Source organism: Capilliphycus salinus ALCB114379 (assembly GCF_047276495.1).
GTDB classification, from domain to species: Bacteria; Cyanobacteriota; Cyanobacteriia; order Cyanobacteriales; family Microcoleaceae; genus Capilliphycus; species Capilliphycus salinus.
In genome coordinates this window covers 3,593,262-3,611,790 of record NZ_CP178543.1, presented here as the reverse complement: position 1 = coordinate 3,611,790, position 18,529 = coordinate 3,593,262, and the positions used below count along the sequence as shown (strand labels likewise).

Annotated in this window: 4 protein-coding genes; all 4 read left to right on the top strand. The window is 48.7% G+C overall.

Annotated elements, in window-relative coordinates:
* Window positions 1-457: 457 nt before the first annotated feature.
* The 4 genes from ACL6C3_RS15025 to ACL6C3_RS15010 all read left to right on the top strand — a co-directional run bounded on the left by ACL6C3_RS15025 (window position 458) and on the right by ACL6C3_RS15010 (window position 18,029).
* Window positions 458-6,904, top strand: a complete 6,447-nt coding sequence (locus ACL6C3_RS15025; RefSeq protein ID WP_413168024.1) for a DUF4347 domain-containing protein — start codon at window positions 458-460, stop codon at window positions 6,902-6,904.
* 703 nt (window positions 6,905-7,607) lie between these two features.
* Complete coding sequence (locus ACL6C3_RS15020; RefSeq protein WP_413168023.1) at window positions 7,608-11,138, top strand: DUF4347 domain-containing protein; 3,531 nt, start codon at window positions 7,608-7,610, stop codon at window positions 11,136-11,138.
* A gap of 214 nt (window positions 11,139-11,352) precedes the next feature.
* Window positions 11,353-12,639: a hypothetical protein gene (locus ACL6C3_RS15015; RefSeq protein WP_413168022.1), complete on the top strand. Its 1,287-nt coding sequence runs from the start codon at window positions 11,353-11,355 to the stop codon at window positions 12,637-12,639.
* Between the two features lie 1,382 nt (window positions 12,640-14,021).
* Window positions 14,022-18,029 (top strand): pre-peptidase C-terminal domain-containing protein, encoded by a 4,008-nt coding sequence (locus ACL6C3_RS15010; RefSeq protein WP_413168021.1) that lies wholly within the window; start codon window positions 14,022-14,024, stop codon window positions 18,027-18,029.
* Window positions 18,030-18,529: the final 500 nt, after the last annotated feature.

Below are 18,529 nucleotides of genomic sequence, written 5' to 3'. Positions count from 1 at the left end.
GCGGCAAGATTTGAGGTAGAATTACGAATCCCACCCACTAAATATTAAAAATTTTAGTTGTCCTTTGGATGATAATATTGGCTATATTATCATCCTTGTTATGCTGTTTTATCATCGAACACTTAACAGCAATGCGGTGCAAAGATTAGCTCGAATGCTTTTGTTTTTATGATAAGGATTTCAAATAAAAAGATTTGCAACAATTTAAAATTTTTTCAAAATTCCTTGTTGAAATGCTTATCAAGATGTTATAAAAAGTTCAAGGCTTTATTGCCCGATCTTTCCGAGCGAATGTGGGGGTTTAACCTCAATCCCATTGGGGTTTCTCATTCCCTCTAGCTAGAACAGGGATACAGAAAACAGACTCGGGCATTTTTTTCCCAATTCTGCCCACAAAAAACCCAGAACATCACTTCTGGGCAATCATCTCAAATTCTACTTTCGTAGAGGTCATATAATGGACAATTTTATCCGATTTTGCGGCGATCGCACAACTGTTGATCGCCCAGTCAAACCCGCTCAAATCCTTGTTGCGATTGATTCTGGAGTAAGTAATGCTTCTTGGTTAGCCAGCCAAGTCCAACCGAACGCAGAAGTATTACTGCTAGATTCCCATCTCGACGGCGTTGAGCAAATTACCGCAGCCTTAGAGCGTTCTCCCGCTATCAACAGCCTGCACATCGTCTCTCACGGTGAACCGGGCTGTTTATTTTTGGGACAAACCCAATTAAATCTCAATAGCCTCAGCCAATACCAAGAACAGCTTAAAACTTGGTCAAAATATCTACTTGGCAACTCCTTAGTTTTATATGGTTGTCAAGTCGCTTTTGGCGTCGGGCGTAATTTCTTACAAACTTTGCACCAGGTTACAGGAGCTAATATTACCGCCTCAGAACAACGAGTCGGAAATGCTAACTTAGGGGGAACTTGGAACCTGAACGTCCGCATCGGAGAGTTGATCAGTTCAGTAGAGGAAAAATTAGCCTTTCTACCTTCTGTCACCGAAACCTACGCGGGGGTATTCGTTCCCACAGTCGGTTTAACCGCAACTCCGACAACCCTCGTAGAAGAAGATACAACGGTACTCACCCTAACCTTTGACCTCAGCGAACCCCCACCCGAAGACGGAATTGATGTCACCGTTACCAGTCCCATTGTCAATGCTATAGCCGAGTTGGATGTATTTGCAGCCCAATATAGCGGCGCCCGCATTGTTGGGGTGAGCGACGATACCAACGGTTTTACCCTTCGCATCAGCGAACAAACCGCAAGCATTACCCTACCCGTGTTTGATGACAGCGAGGATGAAGGTTCGGAGAGCTTTACCTACACCATCCAACCGGGAGAAGGTTATGAAGTCTCTCCTTCAGCCAGTTCAGCAACATTTGTCATTGAAGATAACGACGGGCCACCGGAACCGGAAAATACAGCCCCAGTCGCCGATAATGATAGCTACAGCACAGGTTTTGAATCTCCCCTGTTCGTTGATGCAGATTTAGGCGTTCTCGATGGGGATAGCGACGCCGACGGAGATGAGTTAACCGCCAGCATAGAGAGTCAACCGGCCAACGGTAGCGTAGAACTCGACGCCGACGGTTCCTTCAGCTACACGCCGGACGACGGGTTTAGCGGAGAAGACAGCTTCACTTATACGGCTAGCGATGGCGAAGACAGTTCCAACGTTGCCACCGTTACCGTGAGTGTGGACGCACCTCCCGAACCGCAAAATACAGCCCCAGTCGCCGATAATGACAGCTACAGTACAGGTTTTGAATCTCCCCTGTTCGTTGATGCAGATTTGGGCGTTCTCGATGGGGACACCGACGCCGACGGAGATGCGTTAACCGCCAGCATAGAGAGTCAACCGGCCAACGGTAGCGTAGAACTCGATGCCGACGGTTCCTTCAGCTACACGCCGGACGACGGGTTTAGCGGAGAAGACAGCTTCACTTATACGGCTAGCGATGGCGAAGACAGTTCCAACGTTGCCACCGTTACCGTGAGTGTGGACGCACCTCCCGAACCCACACCGGTACCCACACCGGTACCCACACCGGTACCCTCACCCACAGAACCGGTTGTCAGCTTTACGGCCAGCCCAGATACCATTAGCGAAGCCGATGGCTCGGTATTAACCCTGACGTTCAACACCGAAGGCGAAATTCCAGAAGAAGGCTTACAAGTGCGGTTACAGGGAGATACACCCGGTATCCTGCAACAGTTCACCGCAGCCCAGACCCGCTTTGACGAGAACTTAGAAGTTTTCTATCGGTTTGACCGAAGCTTAGTTGAGAGTGGCGTAACAGGCGGAACCCTCGATCTGTTCGCCCTCGAAGAAGACCTCAGCAGCTTCACCTTTACCATCACCGAACCCACAGCAACCATAGCAATTCCGGTCTTTGACGATATCCTCGAAGAAGCCGATCAAGAATTCAGCTACAGCTTAGAAGCCGGCGTTGGTTACGAAGTTGACCCCGAAGGCGATACAGCCAGCTTCACCGTTACCGATGGCGTAGAAGGCGGAGTCGGACCAACCGTTAGCGTTACCGCAGAACCAACAACCCTGTTAGAGTCCGAACAAACCGCCTTAACCGTCACCTTCACCCTAGATGAACCGCCACCCCCCGAAGGCGTTTTGGTTTACCTCGATGGCGCTATACCCCGAGCGATCGCCGAGTTTGACGTCAACGCCTCCAACCCTCGCGATCGAGAAGACGAGATCACCATTGAAGGCCCAGTCGTAACCGGCGGAAACATTGCCGGAACCAACGAAACCGTCAGTGCAGTGGTATTCCGAGTCACAGAACAAACCGCAACCCTAACCGTTCCCGTCTTTGAAGACGATGTAGCAGAAGGACTCGAAACCTTTACCTACACCCTAGAAAACGGTGAAACCTACGAAGTCAGTCCCGAGGCGAGCGAGTTCACCGTAACCATTGATGACACCGAGGTTGGCGAACCTTCCGAACCCCCCGAACCCCCAACAGAAGGCCCTGTCGTCTCCTTACAAACCCTGACCGGCACCTTTAACGGCGATCGCACAGAACTGCGCGATACCATCTTAACGCCCGAACTGGTAGAATCTTTGGGTGAGCAAGCCGGCGCCTCTTTATTGGTACTGGGCCTGCAAACCGAAGGAGAAATTCCAGAAGAAGGCTTAGAAGTCACCATTAACAGCGATATCGCCTTAACGGACTACTTCAGCAACTTGGGACGTCCTCCCCTAACCGTTGGCGGCGAAATTTTAGAAGCCGTTTACGACCCCGAAACAGGAGTTGCTTCCGGTATCCGTCTGCGAGTTACCAGTCCCAGTGCATTGATCGCGCTTAACGTCCAAAACTTAGAAGAAGCCGAAACCGACGGCCCAGAAGATGCCACATTCTCCGTAGAAGCGGGAGACGGCTACAGCGTTAGTAGCGAGATGGGGTCTTCGACTGTTACCTTCTACGACAGCCTGGAAACCGCACCCGAACCGGAAACCTCACCCCAAGTTAGCTTAACCGTTAGCGAAACCGCATTAGTTGAGTCAGAAGGTAATACGACTACCCTCACCTTTAACGTTGACGGTGATATTCCCGAAGACGGCGTTTTAGTTTACGTCAATAGCAATACTCGCGCCGCCTTGGGCGAATTTGATGTCTTCAACGCCGAAATCTCAGGCGGTGCAGTACCCTTTCCCAACTTTGTGGCTAGCGGCTTCTACTTCAAGATTCTCGAAGACGGTGCGTCCATCACTTTACCCGCTTTCGACGAAACCACCAACCCGGAAATCACCGAAGGCGTTGTCGAGGGCGTTCAAGCGTTTAGCTTTGAAGTCGTAGAAGGTCCCGGTTATACTATCGATCCTGAAGCGAGTGGATTTGATCTGACCATCGCCGATAACCCGGATTCTCAGATTCAAGTTTCCTATTCTATCGAACCCACTGTTTTAGTTGAATCAGAAAGCACCGTCGGCGTTCATACCTTTAGCCTCAGTTCGCCTCCGCCAGAAGAAGGGGTAACAATTTCGGTCTCCGCTCCGATGTTGTCAGAATTTGACTTGGATAGCATCGAAGTCATGGGCGGAGAAATTGTTGGGGTTAACGATAGTTTGGACGGGTTCCAGTTCAAACTCACCTCACAAACCGCAACCATTAACCTACCCGTTGCAGAAGACGGCGAAAGCGAAGCGTTAGAAGAAGCCACCTTCACCGTTGAACCCGGAGACGGTTATCAAGTCAACCCCGAAGCCGGTACCGGAACCTTCAGCTTAGTTGACACTCCCGAACAAGTTCCCGCACCGACTGAAGTCAGCGAACCCAACGATACCATCGAACTGGCGACGGAAGTGGGTTTAGGTGCAGACAACCCGGAAGTCAGCTTCAGCAGCAGTATCGACTACGAAAACGCCAACTTCTACGAAACCGAAGACGGCCGACTCTACGTTGACTTTAGCGAAGACGTAGACTTCTACAAAGTCCAATTGACAGCCGGCGACACCCTCCGTCTGGACGTTGACGCCGAACAAATGGGTTCCGATCTCGATCCGGTGTTGCGGTTGTTTGATGCCGAAGGAAATCAACTCGCCCAAAGCGATGATGATGGCGCTCCCGATGAAGCCTTCGTTGCCGAAGCCGACTCTTACCTCGAATACACAGCAGAAGCCGACGGCACTTATTATGTAGGCGTTAGCAGCTTCCCCAACGGTGAGTTTGGTTTCGATAACAATCCCTACGAACCCTTTGAACCGGCCAGCGGTACCGGACGCAGCAGCGGCGAGTACGACCTCAACCTCTCCCTCAATACCGAAATTACCGCCGAACCCACCGTTATCGAACCGGGTACGGGCGAAGGGCCAACAGTATCTCTGACTTCCACACCCGGAACCTATGATGGAGACGACAACATCCTTGCCAGTACGTTGGTGCAGTCCCTCGATGATGGCGCTTCAATTCTGACCTTGGGATTAACCGTTGACGGTGCCATTCCCTCTGGCGGCTTAGAAGTCATTCTCGACAGCGACATCAGCCTCGGAGACTATTTCGAGATTGGCGGACAACCTTTCAGTCCCGGCGGTGAAGTCGTCGGTGCGGTTTACAATGAGTCGGGCGTCGCTTCTGGAATTCGCTTCCGTCTCGACGAACCTACTGCCATCATTAACCTCAACGTTGAGACATCTGAAGACCCCACAGGTTCAGAACCCGTTCCCTATACCTTCACCCTCGAAGAGAGTGCCGGGTATACCGTCGGTGAGAGTACCATGACGATGGGAACCATCTACGATACCCTCGCAGATGTGCCAGAAGCGCCCACAGTCCCGGAAGTTGGCATTTCCATCAGCGAAACCGAATTGATCGAGTCGGTCGGCAATCAAACCACGATTAGCTTCGATCTCAGCGAAGCGCCCCCAGAAGAAGGCATTTTGGTTTACGTTGATAGCACCAGTGATGACTTTGGCGATCTCGGAGAACTTGATGTTCTCAACGCCGAGTTTACCGGAGGTGCAATTCCCGTCCCGAACTTCCGTTCCAGCGGGTTCTACTTCCGAATCCTGGACGAAACCGCCAGCATTACGCTGTCCGCCTTTGATGAAAGCAGCATTCCCGACATTGACCCGGAAGTTGCCACCGAAGGCATTGAGGAATTTACCTACTCAATTCAACCGGGAATTGGTTATGCCATTGACCCCGATGCCAGCGAGGTCAGCTTTACCATTGCAGATAACCCGGATTCTGTACCCCTGCCCGATGATGGCGATGATGACGGCGATGGTGAAACGCCCGATGCGCCTCCTGCCGAACCCAACGACACCATCTCGGAAGCGATTCTCACGGGTTTGAGTGCAGAAAATCCCAGCTACTCCACCACCGGGGAAATTGGGGCAACTCGCGCCACTCGCAACCTGATTGATGCCTCCGAAGATGTGGATATGTACAGCTTCGACCTGGTAGCCGGAGATAGCATCAAGATTGATGTGGACTCCATCGAATACTTCCTCGAAGACAGTGAGGTTCCTCAACGGTTGGATTCTGTGCTGCGACTGTTTGACGCAGAAGGGAACGAGTTGGCTAACGCAAATAATGCTCCGGCACCCGATGAAATCTTCACTGCCAACCGCGATGCCTATCTCGAATTTACCGCATCCGAAACGGGTACTTACTTTGTGGGTGTCAGCCTGTTGGGTAATACCGTTTACGATCCGTTTGAAGCCGGTACCGGTAGCGGTCGGGTTCTGCCTCAGTCTGGTATCAATATCGGTGAATACGACATCGCCTTTGACCTGGTTCCGGGCGGTGGTGGCGGTACACCCGTTGATATTGTTGGCACCGATGACGCTGATGAATTAGTCGGAACTGATATTAACGAATCAATTGACGCTTTGGCAGGTGATGACCTCGTTGCCGGCGGTTTGGGCGATGATACCGTCTTTGGTGGCGACGGTGATGATGTCCTGCGGGGCGATGCCAATAGCCGTTCGTCTGGCGGTTCAAATGGCGGGGATGATGTTATCTCTGGCGGCGCCGGTAACGATCGCATTGGCGGTAAAGCGGGTAATGACCTCCTTAGCGGCGACGAAGGCGACGATCAAATCTTCGGCGATGCGGGTAATGACACGATTATGGGCGTTACCGGAAACGATACGCTTACAGGCGATGACTTCTCGGGTGGAAGTGGTAGCGATCTGTTTGTCTTCGGGAATGGGGATGGTACCGATTTAATTACCGATTTTGATGTTACTGAAGACATGATCGGTTTGGTCGAAGGCGAACTGATGTTTGAAGAACTTTCGATTACCAATAGCGATATGGGTGCGATGATTAGCGTCATCGAATCCGGCGAAACTTTGGCTGTTCTTCAAGATGTTCATGCCGACGAATTAACCGAAGAATTGTTCATGGTAACGCCCGATGTTTCTTTCGGTTAATTAATCCCCTCAAATCTCACAACTTCTTTTCTTCCCCCCTTTCAAAGGGGGGGTTGGGGGGATAAGGTAGATGGGGAGAGGTAAAACCCCAAGAGCAATTTTTGCCAACATTTATTGGAATTGGCCGAAGAATTGTTCAAGGTTACACCGGACGAATAACTCAGTTAATAAATACTGAAAGTCGTGAGATGTCGGTCTAATTAGGGTGAAAGTAGAGATTTGCATTTGCAGGTCTCTACTCTGAGAGTTCAGCAGAGATTGAGAGGAAATTCAAAACCGAGAAGTATTTTTAGCCCGTGTTGTAAGTATTTTCTATTCCACCGAAGACTCGGCACTGTTTTTCTAAAAAAATTGATTCCCGTAAAAGCTTCAATCAACCCAGCAAATTTTTGGTTGATTTGTTTGTTATAAAAAATTTTATATATACAATTTTTGGAGACTGTTTGTTTGAGGCCGCATTGACCGCAAAAAAAATCAACTAAAACGGAGGCAAAGATAATTTTTTGTGTTAGGATAAGCTGGGAAACAATTCCTGGCTAAAGTTTTCTGGATTGCTTAAGATCTTGATTATATTTAGGGCGGGATCGGGAAAGAAAAGCTGACCGTTAGTTTGGCAGTTTTCTCGAATCCTGCTGACAAAAAATCCAGAACATCACTTCTGGGTCATCTTGTCAAAGTCTACTTTTGTAGAGGTCATACATAAATGATGGAAAATATTATTCAATTTTCAAGCGATCGCACAACTGGCGATCGCCGGGTCAAACCCGCTCAAATCCTTGTTGCGATTGATTCTGGAGTAAGTAATGCTTCTTGGTTAACCAGCCAAGTCCAACCGAACGCAGAAGTATTACTGTTAGATTCCGATCTCGACGGCGTTGAGCAAATTACCGCAGCCTTAGAGCGTTCTCCCGCTATCAACAGCCTGCACATCGTCTCTCACGGTGAACCGGGCGGTTTATTTTTAGGTCAAACCCAATTAAATCTCAATAGCCTCAGCCAATACCAAGAACAGCTTAAAACTTGGTCAAAATATCTACTTGGCAACTCCCTAGTTTTATATGGTTGCCAAGTTGCTGAGGGCATCGGGCGTAATTTCTTACAAATCTTGCACCAGGTTACAGGAGCCAATATTACCGCCTCAGAACAGCGAGTCGGAAACCCCAACTTAGGGGGAAATTGGAACCTGAACGTCCGCATCGGAGAGTTCCGAGGTTCAGTAGAGGAAAAATTAGCCTTTTTACCTTCTGTCACCGAAACCTACGCGGGGGTATTCGTTCCTAGCGTGGGTTTAACCGTAACTCCCAACACCCTCATCGAAGAAGAAGCAACGGTACTCACCCTCAACTTTGACCTGAGCGAACCCCCTCCCGAAGACGGAGTTGACGTCACCGTTAGCAGTCCCGTTGTCAACTCTTTGGCGGAGTTGGATGTCTTTGCAGCCAGTTTCAGCGGCGCCCGCATTGTTAGGGTAAGCGATGATACCAACGGTTTTACCCTTCGGATCAGCGAACAAACCGCAACCATTACCCTACCCGTATTTGACGACGATGACGATGAGGGTTCAGAGAGCTTTACCTACACCATCCAACCGGGAGAAGGTTATGAAGTCTCTCCTTCAGCCAGTTCAGCAACATTTGTGATTGAAGATAGCGACGGGGCAGAACCCGAGCCGGAACCCGAACCTGTTCCCGAGCCTGTTCCCGAACCCGAGCCGGAACCCGAACCTGTTCCCGAACCTGTTCCCGAGCCTGTTCCCGAGCCTGTTCCCGAACCCGAGCCTGTTCCCGAACCCGAACCTGTTCCCGAACCCGAGCCTGTTCCCGAGCCTGTTCCCGAGCCTGTTCCCGAGCCTGTTCCCGAGCCTGTTCCCGAGCCTGTTGTCAGCTTTAGCACAACTCCAGAGTTGATCAGCGAAGCAGAAGGCACAGACCTGGTGATGAACTTCAGCGTCGAAGGTGAGATTCCTGAAGGGGGGATCACGGTCAAGCTCGAAGGCGATGCACCCCGCATTATGGAGGAATTCGTCGCCTCGCAAACCCGCTTCAATGAAAATCTAGAACCCATCTACCGTTTTGATCGCGGATTGGTGGAAAATAACGTTATGGGTGGAGAACTCGAACTATTTTCCCTCGAAGATGGCGATCCGAGCGAAACGGCTTCCAACGAGGCGGCGGCGGGAGACGATTTCCTCAGCGATTTCTTCTTCACCATTACCGAACCCACAGCCAGTATTACCTTCCCCGTTTTCGATGACCTGATCGAAGAAGCCGACGAGACATTCACCTACACTCTTGTTGGCGGAGAAGGGTACGAGGTGGATGATGATGCCAATTCCGGCACCTTTACCGTGACCGACGGTGTAGAAGGCGGAGTCGGGCCAACCGTTGGTGTTACCGGAGAACCCACAACCCTAATTGAGTCGGAACAAACCGCCTTAACCGTCACATTCACACTGAATGAAGCCCCCCCGCCGGAAGGTCTGTTAGTAACCTTAGAAGGTGATGTTCCCCGGGCGATCGCAGAATTTGATGTGAATGCCTCCAACCCCCGCGATCCCGAAGATGAGATCACCGTTGAAGGGCCGGTGGTGACGGGCGGAAACATCGCCGGAACCAATGAAACAGCCAGTGCGTTAGTGTTCCGGATGACCGAAGAAACCGCAACGGTAACTGTCCCAGTATTCCAAGACGATGTGGCAGAAGGTTCGGAAACCATCAACTTTAATCTGTTGGATGGAGAACTTTACGAAGTTAAGCCCGATGCTAGTGGTTTTACCGTCACCATTGAAGATGGTGTTGTACCCTCTGTTCCTGAAGTGAGTCTGAGCATTACACCAGAACAGGTAACAGAAGAAAGCCCGAACAATGCCTTTACCGCAACATTTACTGTTGATGGCGAGGTTCCTGAAGTCGAATTTGATGCCGATGGTAATTATGTCTCCGGTGGACTCTCAATCTTCTTGGATATCAAGGAAGTTGATGTCTTAGGAAATCAGTTTGACGACTTCACAGAAGATGGTCTGACATTTGGTCAATCTTTCGGTGAATTCATCCTCTTTGAAGAGACTTCGAGTATTACTCTGACGATGTTTAACGATGTCATTGAGGAAGAACCCTTCACGTTCAACTTTGAACTGTTGGAAGACCAAGAAGGTACAGATTACACCGTTAACCCAGATGCCAACATGGGTAGCTTTGAATTAATCGATGGTAATGGTGGGCCGGGAGTCGGGCCAACGGTTGGCATCTCCACCACTGCCACTGAACTGGCTGAAGGAGACGAATTCACCGTTAACTTTGACGTTGATGGTGAGATTCCCGAAGGTGGCTTAACGGTTCTGGTTGATAGTCCTACTCCTGGTGCTTTGGGTGAATTTGCCATCTTTGATGAGGAAGGAAATCCGGCTATTGAATTAGAAGGAATTGAGGGCTTCCCATTAGTAGGCGATGCAGGTGGAAGTAGCTTCCTGGTTAATATTGTCGAACCTGAAGCCTCTGTTACTCTATCCGTGTTCGACGATGGCCCCAACGAAGGACTCGAAGAGTTAACCTTTGACCTAATCGACGGGGAAATCTACGAAGTTGACTCCGCCGCTAGCGCTATCAACTTCACCATTAACGACGTTGAAACGATTGGTACTCCCGAGGCTGACGAAATCATAGGTGATGACGCGGATAACAGCATCGATGCGTTGGGCGGCGATGACCTCGTTGCGGGCGGTTTGGGCGATGATACCGTGTTTGGCGGTTCGGGCGATGATGTCCTGCGGGGCGATGCCAATAGCCGTTCTCCCGGCGGTTCTGGCGGGGATGATGTTATCTCTGGCGGCACCGGTAACGATCGCATTGGCGGTAAAGCGGGTAACGACCTCCTCAGCGGCGACGAAGGCGACGATCAAATCTTCGGCGATGCGGGTAATGACACGATTATGGGCGTTACCGGAAACGATACGCTTACAGGCGATGACTTCTCGGGTGGAAGTGGTAGCGATCTGTTTGTCTTCGGGAATGGGGATGGTACCGATTTGATTACCGACTTTGATGTTACTGAAGACATGATCGGTTTGGTCGAAGGCGAACTCACCTTTGAAGACATCGAAATCATTGAAATTGATGGAAATGCTGCAATTGAAGTGATTGAATCTGGGGAAACTTTAGCAGTTCTTGAAGGTGTGGGTTCTGATGAACTGACCGAAGAATTGTTTGTGGTTACTCCTGATGTTTCCTTCGGTTAATTAAACGGCATTTGCCCCGACGAGTTGTATTTTTGAGTCTGGACGGTCTTGCAAACGGGCGAGACCGTCCTTTTAAATTTTGAAAATCTGGCCGTTCACTTTTCGGCTTATTTGTTGACCAAAATTTCGGAAATATTTTTTAGATTTCGGTTGGGAATTGGTTCTAAAATGCTGGGGGTAAGTAGGGTTCAATCTGGGTAAAAATAATTCAAATATGGTACAAGTTAGTTTCTCAACCTCAACAACTTTTGACGGCGATCCGAATGCTTTGGTTGAAAATCAACGGACGGCGCTGACGGTTCGTTTTGACCTCGATGAACCCGCACCTGCGGGAGGACTGAAAGTTTACGTTGATAGCGAGGTCGAACAAATTGTTAATCGCTTGGATTTAACCGGGTTTGAATTTCGTCCGATCGCGGAAAATATCGATCCATCTTCAATTGATACCAACTCCGATAGTTCCGGCTTTTTTCTAACCGTAGATGTTGGGGCAACGGCGGGAAGCTTTACAATTAATGTACTCGACAACCTCGAACCGGACAGAGCTTTGCCAGAAATCCTCGATGGCTTGGTCGAATCCGAGTTTTCGCTGGTCACGACCGATGGGGTGACTTCCGAAGATGCGGAGTTTACGGGCGATCTCGGCGACTACACGGTTGACCCCGATGCGGCTTCTTCTACGGTGTTCTTTGCCGATAATGAAAGTCAGCTACCCGTCTCCCCTCCTCCCCTCAATCCGGGCTATGATGAAGCGGTGAGCGGAGATATTTCTAACGACCCCACCAACCCGTTAGAACTGCCCCTATCGGAAGGAATAACCCCCCTATCGGCGACCACGAGCGACGGAGATCCCGAATACGTTACCGTCACCGTTCCCGAAGGCTTCCAACTCGACACGTTGGTTCTCCAATCCTTTTCTGAGAGCAACGTTGCTTTTATCGGGGTGCAAGAGGGCGATACCTTTACCGAACCCCTGAATGATTCTGCGGTGAGAGGAAACCTCCTGGGCTACGCTTTGTTTGGCGAACCCCGACAGGTGGGAACAGATATCCTCGATAACATTGCACGGGGATGGGCGACAATTGGTTTCGAGGGTGCATTACCGAGCGGAGTTTACACGTTTGCACTTCAACAAAACGGAATTTCTAGCGACTACACTTTAGCTTTCAATGTTTCTGAATCCACTGATGAATCCACACCCGAACCCGCCGGTGATTTCCTCACGGGGGATAATTTTTTAGGCGGAAGGGATTCGGACTTGTTTGTATTTGGAAGTGGCGACGGAACAGATACCATTACCAACTTTGACCCGACGGAAGAGGTGATTGGTTTGGTCGAAGGAGAACTCGGCTTTGAAGATATTGAAGTCATCGAAATTGAGGGAGAGGCGGCTATGAATGCGATGGTCGCAGAGGAAAGTTTAGGCGTTTTTGAGGGAATTGAAACCTCAGAAAATGCGGATGAATTATTCATCGCCGCGCCGGATGTTGCACTGGTTTGATCGGCGGCAAAACGCCTGTAAATCGGCATCATTTTCAAGGTAAAATTTTTCAAATTGTTGCGGATACTTCGGGTTCATTCCAGTCGTGTCACATCGGGTTAATATGATATCCGAACAATCGGGTTGATCTTGCTCAAGATTGAACCCCAACCTATCAGCCATAAAAAAATACCCCGTCCCTTTGAGGTCTTCTCAAAGGGTTTTGGGGCGAATATAATTGCTATGAATGTTGTCAGAACTTCTACTTTCTGGTTTGAGTTTCCCTAACTGACAACACCTTTAATTAAAGTCTCAAAAACCTCCGCATTTTCCCAGATCAAGTTAACAAAAAACGCCCCGCTCGCACCTCATCATTTAGAGATACAATAAAGTCAATATTTTAAACCTTCTGTTTGAGCGACAACAATTTTACACTTTGTTACATTTGACAGAATCTTACTCATTTTTCGGGAGTTTAGAGCCATCTATCCTCAAGATTTGAGTGGGGTCGGCATCAAGTTCAGAATTTTAAATTGAGATTAAATTTTATTAACTTCTCAAGAGATCGGGTTAGAGACTTCAGGCGACTTCCTCGGGATAAGGTCTCCATTGAGAAGAGCGGCGCCCAAACTCAAAGATTTTCCAAAAACTCCGTTGAAATGCGGGGTCAAGATGGTATAAAGGTCTCTGGGTTCGATTAATTGACATTAAATGTTAGGATGCTGAGGGAATGTCTACGGTATTGGGGTTTCTCCGCCGTCTCTATTTTCACCGCAAATTGCGGGTGCTGAAAACCGATTGGGGGAATTTTCCCGAATTCGGTTCACAAAAAAAACCCAGAACGTCACTTCTGGGCTAACAATCAAAATCTACTTTCGTAGAGGTCATATAGTGAACAATTTTATTCGATTTTTAGGCGATCGCATAATCGGTGGTCGTCCGGTAGAACTTTCCCACATCTCAGTTGCCATTGACTCAGGGGTTGCTGATACTTTCAAGCCGATCATCCGAGTCCAACCCGATGGTGAGGGAGCCCGGCAAATAACTTCCGGGTTCACTTTTGCAGACAATTTTCTTTTGTTTATTCTCCGATAACTTTCCCATCCCGTTGGGGGGAGCGGTCGGAATTTACGAGTATATTTTACCCGTTGGTCGCCGAATTTTGGAGAATTAAACAATGATTTAATCATTAACTAAACCGGGTCAGATTCTCAAATATATCGACGATTTCCGAATTTTTTATAGGGCAAATTCGGCGATTTATTCTGCTTGAAATTAGGGCAAAAAAATTTTTCTAAAATTGTTGAGAATAAATCTTAATACTGCTAAAGTAGTCCCATTCGACTTGACCGAACGATTCCCCGTCTCAAGGGGCGAAAAATATCGCAGGAGATTCAAAGTTTATGGTGCAAGTAGGTTTTTCGACCTCTACAACCTTTGAAGGCGATTTCAACGCCTTGATTGAAGACCAAGATACCTCCCTGACGGTTAACTTTGAACTGGATGAACCCGCACCCGAGGGCGGATTGAAAGTTTTTATCGATAGCGATGTCGAACAAATTGTCAGCCGTTTGGATTTACCGGGATTTGCCTTTAACCCCATCGCCGAAAATATTAATCCGTCTTTATTGGGAACGAGTTTCGATAATTCGGGCTTTTATTTGACCATTGATGAAGGGGCGACGAGTGGTAGCTTTACCATTAATGTATTTGATAATTCTGAACCCGATACGTTCTTACCCGAAACTTTTGATGGGTTGGTCGAAGCTAACTTTTCATTGGTGGCGCCGGGCGAAGTTGAACCCGAAGATTTGGGCGATGTAGGAACATTAGGGGATTATACCATTAACCCCGATGCGGCAACTTCAACGGTATTGTTTGCCGATGAGGAAAGTCAACTTACATCTGAACCGCCCGAACCGCCCACACCCGAACCGCCATCATCCGGGTTGCCTTTAGTTAGTTTGAATACGGGGCCTGATTACTTAGTCGAAGAAGAAGGAACAGTCTCGGCCCATTTGTTTAATATTACTGGGGGAACAATACCCTCTGAGGGGTTAGTTGTTTCTGTCAGTGCGCCGAATTTAAGCGAGTTTAATTTAGATGGGATTAATGTCTCAGAAGGCGGAGAAATTGTTGATGTTCGCGAAGATGGGTTTGATATTCGCTTAACCGATTTTACCGTTCTCGTTGACTTACCTATTTCAGCAGATGGAGAAACTGAGGGTTTAGAAACAGCCAGCTTTACCTTAGTTTCAGGTGAAGGTTATCAGGTCAATTCCAATTTCAGCAGTGGCGAATTTAGTTTAGTTGATACTGCTGACGAAGTTCCTGCTGACGCACTTAACCAGCGCGATGATATTATTCCCCTTGCGGTTGAAACCGGACTGAGTGCCGATAATCCTACTTTTACAGCGACGGATTCGATTAATTTTGACATTGGTAATCGCTATCTCAATGAAGACGGGACGTTTACCTACGTCGATATGACCGAGGATGTGGATCTTTATTCCTTTGAGTTGTCAGCAGGGGATATTATTAGCGTTGATGTTGATTCTAACCAACGGGGGGAACCTCCCGCAGCCGTTTCCGAATTTGAGTCAAATCCCGTCTCAAGCGTTTTTGCAGGTCTGCGAATCTTTGATTCAGAGGGAGAAGAGTTATTAGGAAGCTGGCTTGGTCAAGGCTTTGGAGAACTGTTTGTTAGTTATGACGGTTACGTGGAGTTCGTCGCGCCAGAAGATGGAACGTATTATTTTGGGATAAGTGGTCAAAATGGTGGCAATAATGAATTCCGACGGGAGACTTTCGGAATTGAGACCGAGAAATACGATCCTTTTGTCCCGGCTAGTGGAGATACCGACAGTTTTCCCGAGTTTGACTTTCCCTCACACGGAGAATACGACCTGACCATTAGTTTGAATCCAGATGTGGTCTTGGAGTTACCCCAATTTGCTACCGATGGTGTTGGTGGAGGGAATCCTAACAACTATGACGAACCCGAACCCGGTGAACCCGTCGTTTCTCTCGACTATGTAACTGGGACTTTTGATATTGATACAGATAACTTGGTTAGCCCCTATCTCAGTGAAGGGCTGCCGAGTACCAATTCCGCCCTGATTCTGACCTTTAGTGTTGAAGGGGAAATTCCAGAGGAAGGAATTGTGGTTGATGTTAATAGCGACAACTACCTGCGACAATACATTGCCGCCCGAAGTTTTCAAGGCTTACCTTTTACGCCCGGTTCGCAAGTCGAACAGTTTATTTACGATGAGACGGGACGGGAGACAGGGTTTGAGTTAAGAATCTTTGAACCCTACACCTTTATTGGTCTTAGCACCCAAAGTCCCGGGTGGGCAGATCTGATCGAACCCGATGTGGATGAACCCGAAGATGTTACCTGGTTTATCGAACCTGGGGAAGATTATGCCGTCGCCCCCGATGCGGCTGAATTTGTCGCGACTTACTACGAACCCGGCGAAACACCCGAACCGACGGTAATTCCAGAGGTGGGAATGACCATCAGCGAAACGGAGTTAATTGAATCTGAGCAAACTGCCACCACCTTAACCTTTACCCTGAGCGAACCGCCACCCGAAGAAGGGGTTTTAGTACAAGTTGATGGTAGCGGACCGGGCATTCTCCAACAGTTTGATATCTTTAATATCGAGATTGACGGAGGTGTTTTTCCCTCTCCCACCGAGGTATTCACGGGTTTTCTGTTCAAAATTACCGAACAACAGGCCAGTATTACCCTGCCCGCCTTTGAAGATCCCTTTGACGAAGGGCTGCAAGGCTTTAGCTTTTCCCTGGCAGATGCGACCCACTACACCGTTGACCCAGATGCCAGTGAAGTGGCTTACACCATTGCTGACACTCCAGACTCCGTAGTTCAAGTCAGTATCAGTAGCGATGGGGAAACTTTGGTCGAGTCAGAAAATCCGACAGGCGTACTCACCTTTAATCTGACAGCAGAACCACCAGAAGACGGTATTACGGTAACGGTGGATGCGCCTAATCTCTCAGAGTTTGATGTTGAGGCATTAACCGCAACGGGAGGCGAAATTACCGAGATTACCGATTCGGGTTTCTCCCTCAATATTACCGACGTTACTGCTACGGTTGAATTACCCGTACTCGCAGAGGGCGTTGCAGAAGGATTAGAAACGGCAACCTTTGCTTTAGTAGACAGTACGGATTCTACAATTAATCCAGAGACCAATGAAGCAACACTGACGCTGGTTGACAATCCAGACCAAGTTCCTCTTACAGCAGAGCTTGATGCCAATGATACCATCGAGCAGGCACTCGATATTAATCTCAGTTCAGCCAACCCCAATGCTACAATTCGGGGCGGTCTTTTCACTGTAGAACCCGAACAACCGGGACCCTTTTCTCTGTTCAACGATCCCAGCGAAGACGTAGATTTCTACTCCTTTGAACTCAATGCTGGAGATACGGTCGAGATTGATGTTGATGCGGTTGGCGTACTAAACCTGTCACAGTATGAGGGCGTTGACTTACGCTTAGATTCTGAACTGCGGTTATTTGATGCAGACGGTAACGAGTTAGCCAGCGTTAATAATGCAGCAGCGCCCGATGAGGAATTTAGCCGCGACCCCTATCTGGAGTTTACCGCAGAAGAAGCGGGAACTTATTATGTGGGGGTCAGCCAGTTAGGAAATAACAACTACGACCCTAATGTTGCCGGAAGTGGTAGCGGTTGGATTTTCCCAGAAATTGGTGTTTATGTCGGGGAATACGACCTTAACGTTAGTCTAACAGGCGATCGCCCTATAGACATTCTCGGAACTGATGGAACCGATGAGTTAGTCGGTACTGATACTAACGAATCAATTGACGCTTTGGCTGGCGATGATATTGCTGCTGGCGGTTTGGGCGATGATACCGTCTTTGGTGGCGATGGGGATGATGTCCTGCGAGGTGATCTCAACAGCCGTTCTCCTGGCGGTACGGTTGGCGGTGATGACGTTATTTCTGGCGGCGCTGGTAACGACCAAATTGGCGGTAAGGCGGGTAATGACCTCCTTAGCGGTGACGCTGGCGATGATGAAATTTGGGGTGATGCAGGTAATGACACTATTATGGGTGTTACCGGAAACGATACTCTTACTGGCGATGATTTCTCTGGCGGTAGCGGTTCCGATTTGTTTGTGTTTGGTAATGGGGATGGAACCGATACAATTACCGACTTTGATATTACCGAAGACCTGATCGGTTTGGTCGAAGGCGAACTCACTTTTGATGAAATTGCGATCGCATCCTCTGATATGGGTGCGATGATTAGTGTGATAGAAACGGGAGAAACTTTGGCAATTCTTCAAGGTGTTGATTCTGAGGAATTAACCCCCGAATTGTTCGCAGTTACGCCTGATGTTTCCTTCGGTTAATTAACCCCTCAAAATACACCCCTCTCGATTAATAAATAGTCCCCGACGGGACACCTTTTCCCTCTCCACTTCTCTATAATCTCCCCGATCCCCCCTTGATCCCCCCTTAAAAAGGGGGGTTGGGGGAGATACAATCGCCCCCTCTCGATTAATAAATAGTCCCCGACGGGACACCTTTCCCCTCTCCAACTAATAAATAGTCCCCGACGGGACACCTTTTCCCTCTCCAACTAATAAATAGTCCCCGACGGGACACGATTTTCCCCCTCTCCTTGTAGGAGAGGGCGCTGCGGTGAGGTAGGAGAGGGGGGAGAGGTAGGAGAGGGCGCTGCGGTGAGGTGGATAGGGGAAGGGGGAGAGGTCAAAAGTTCTCTACTTTTTTGTCAAAATATTGAGAGGATAAAACATGAAATAAATTAACTTAATATTTTTTTAAAGCTATATTTATCGAGCTATTAACCAAGTTTTTTGAATAAAATCTTGGGCTAATATGATGGAAA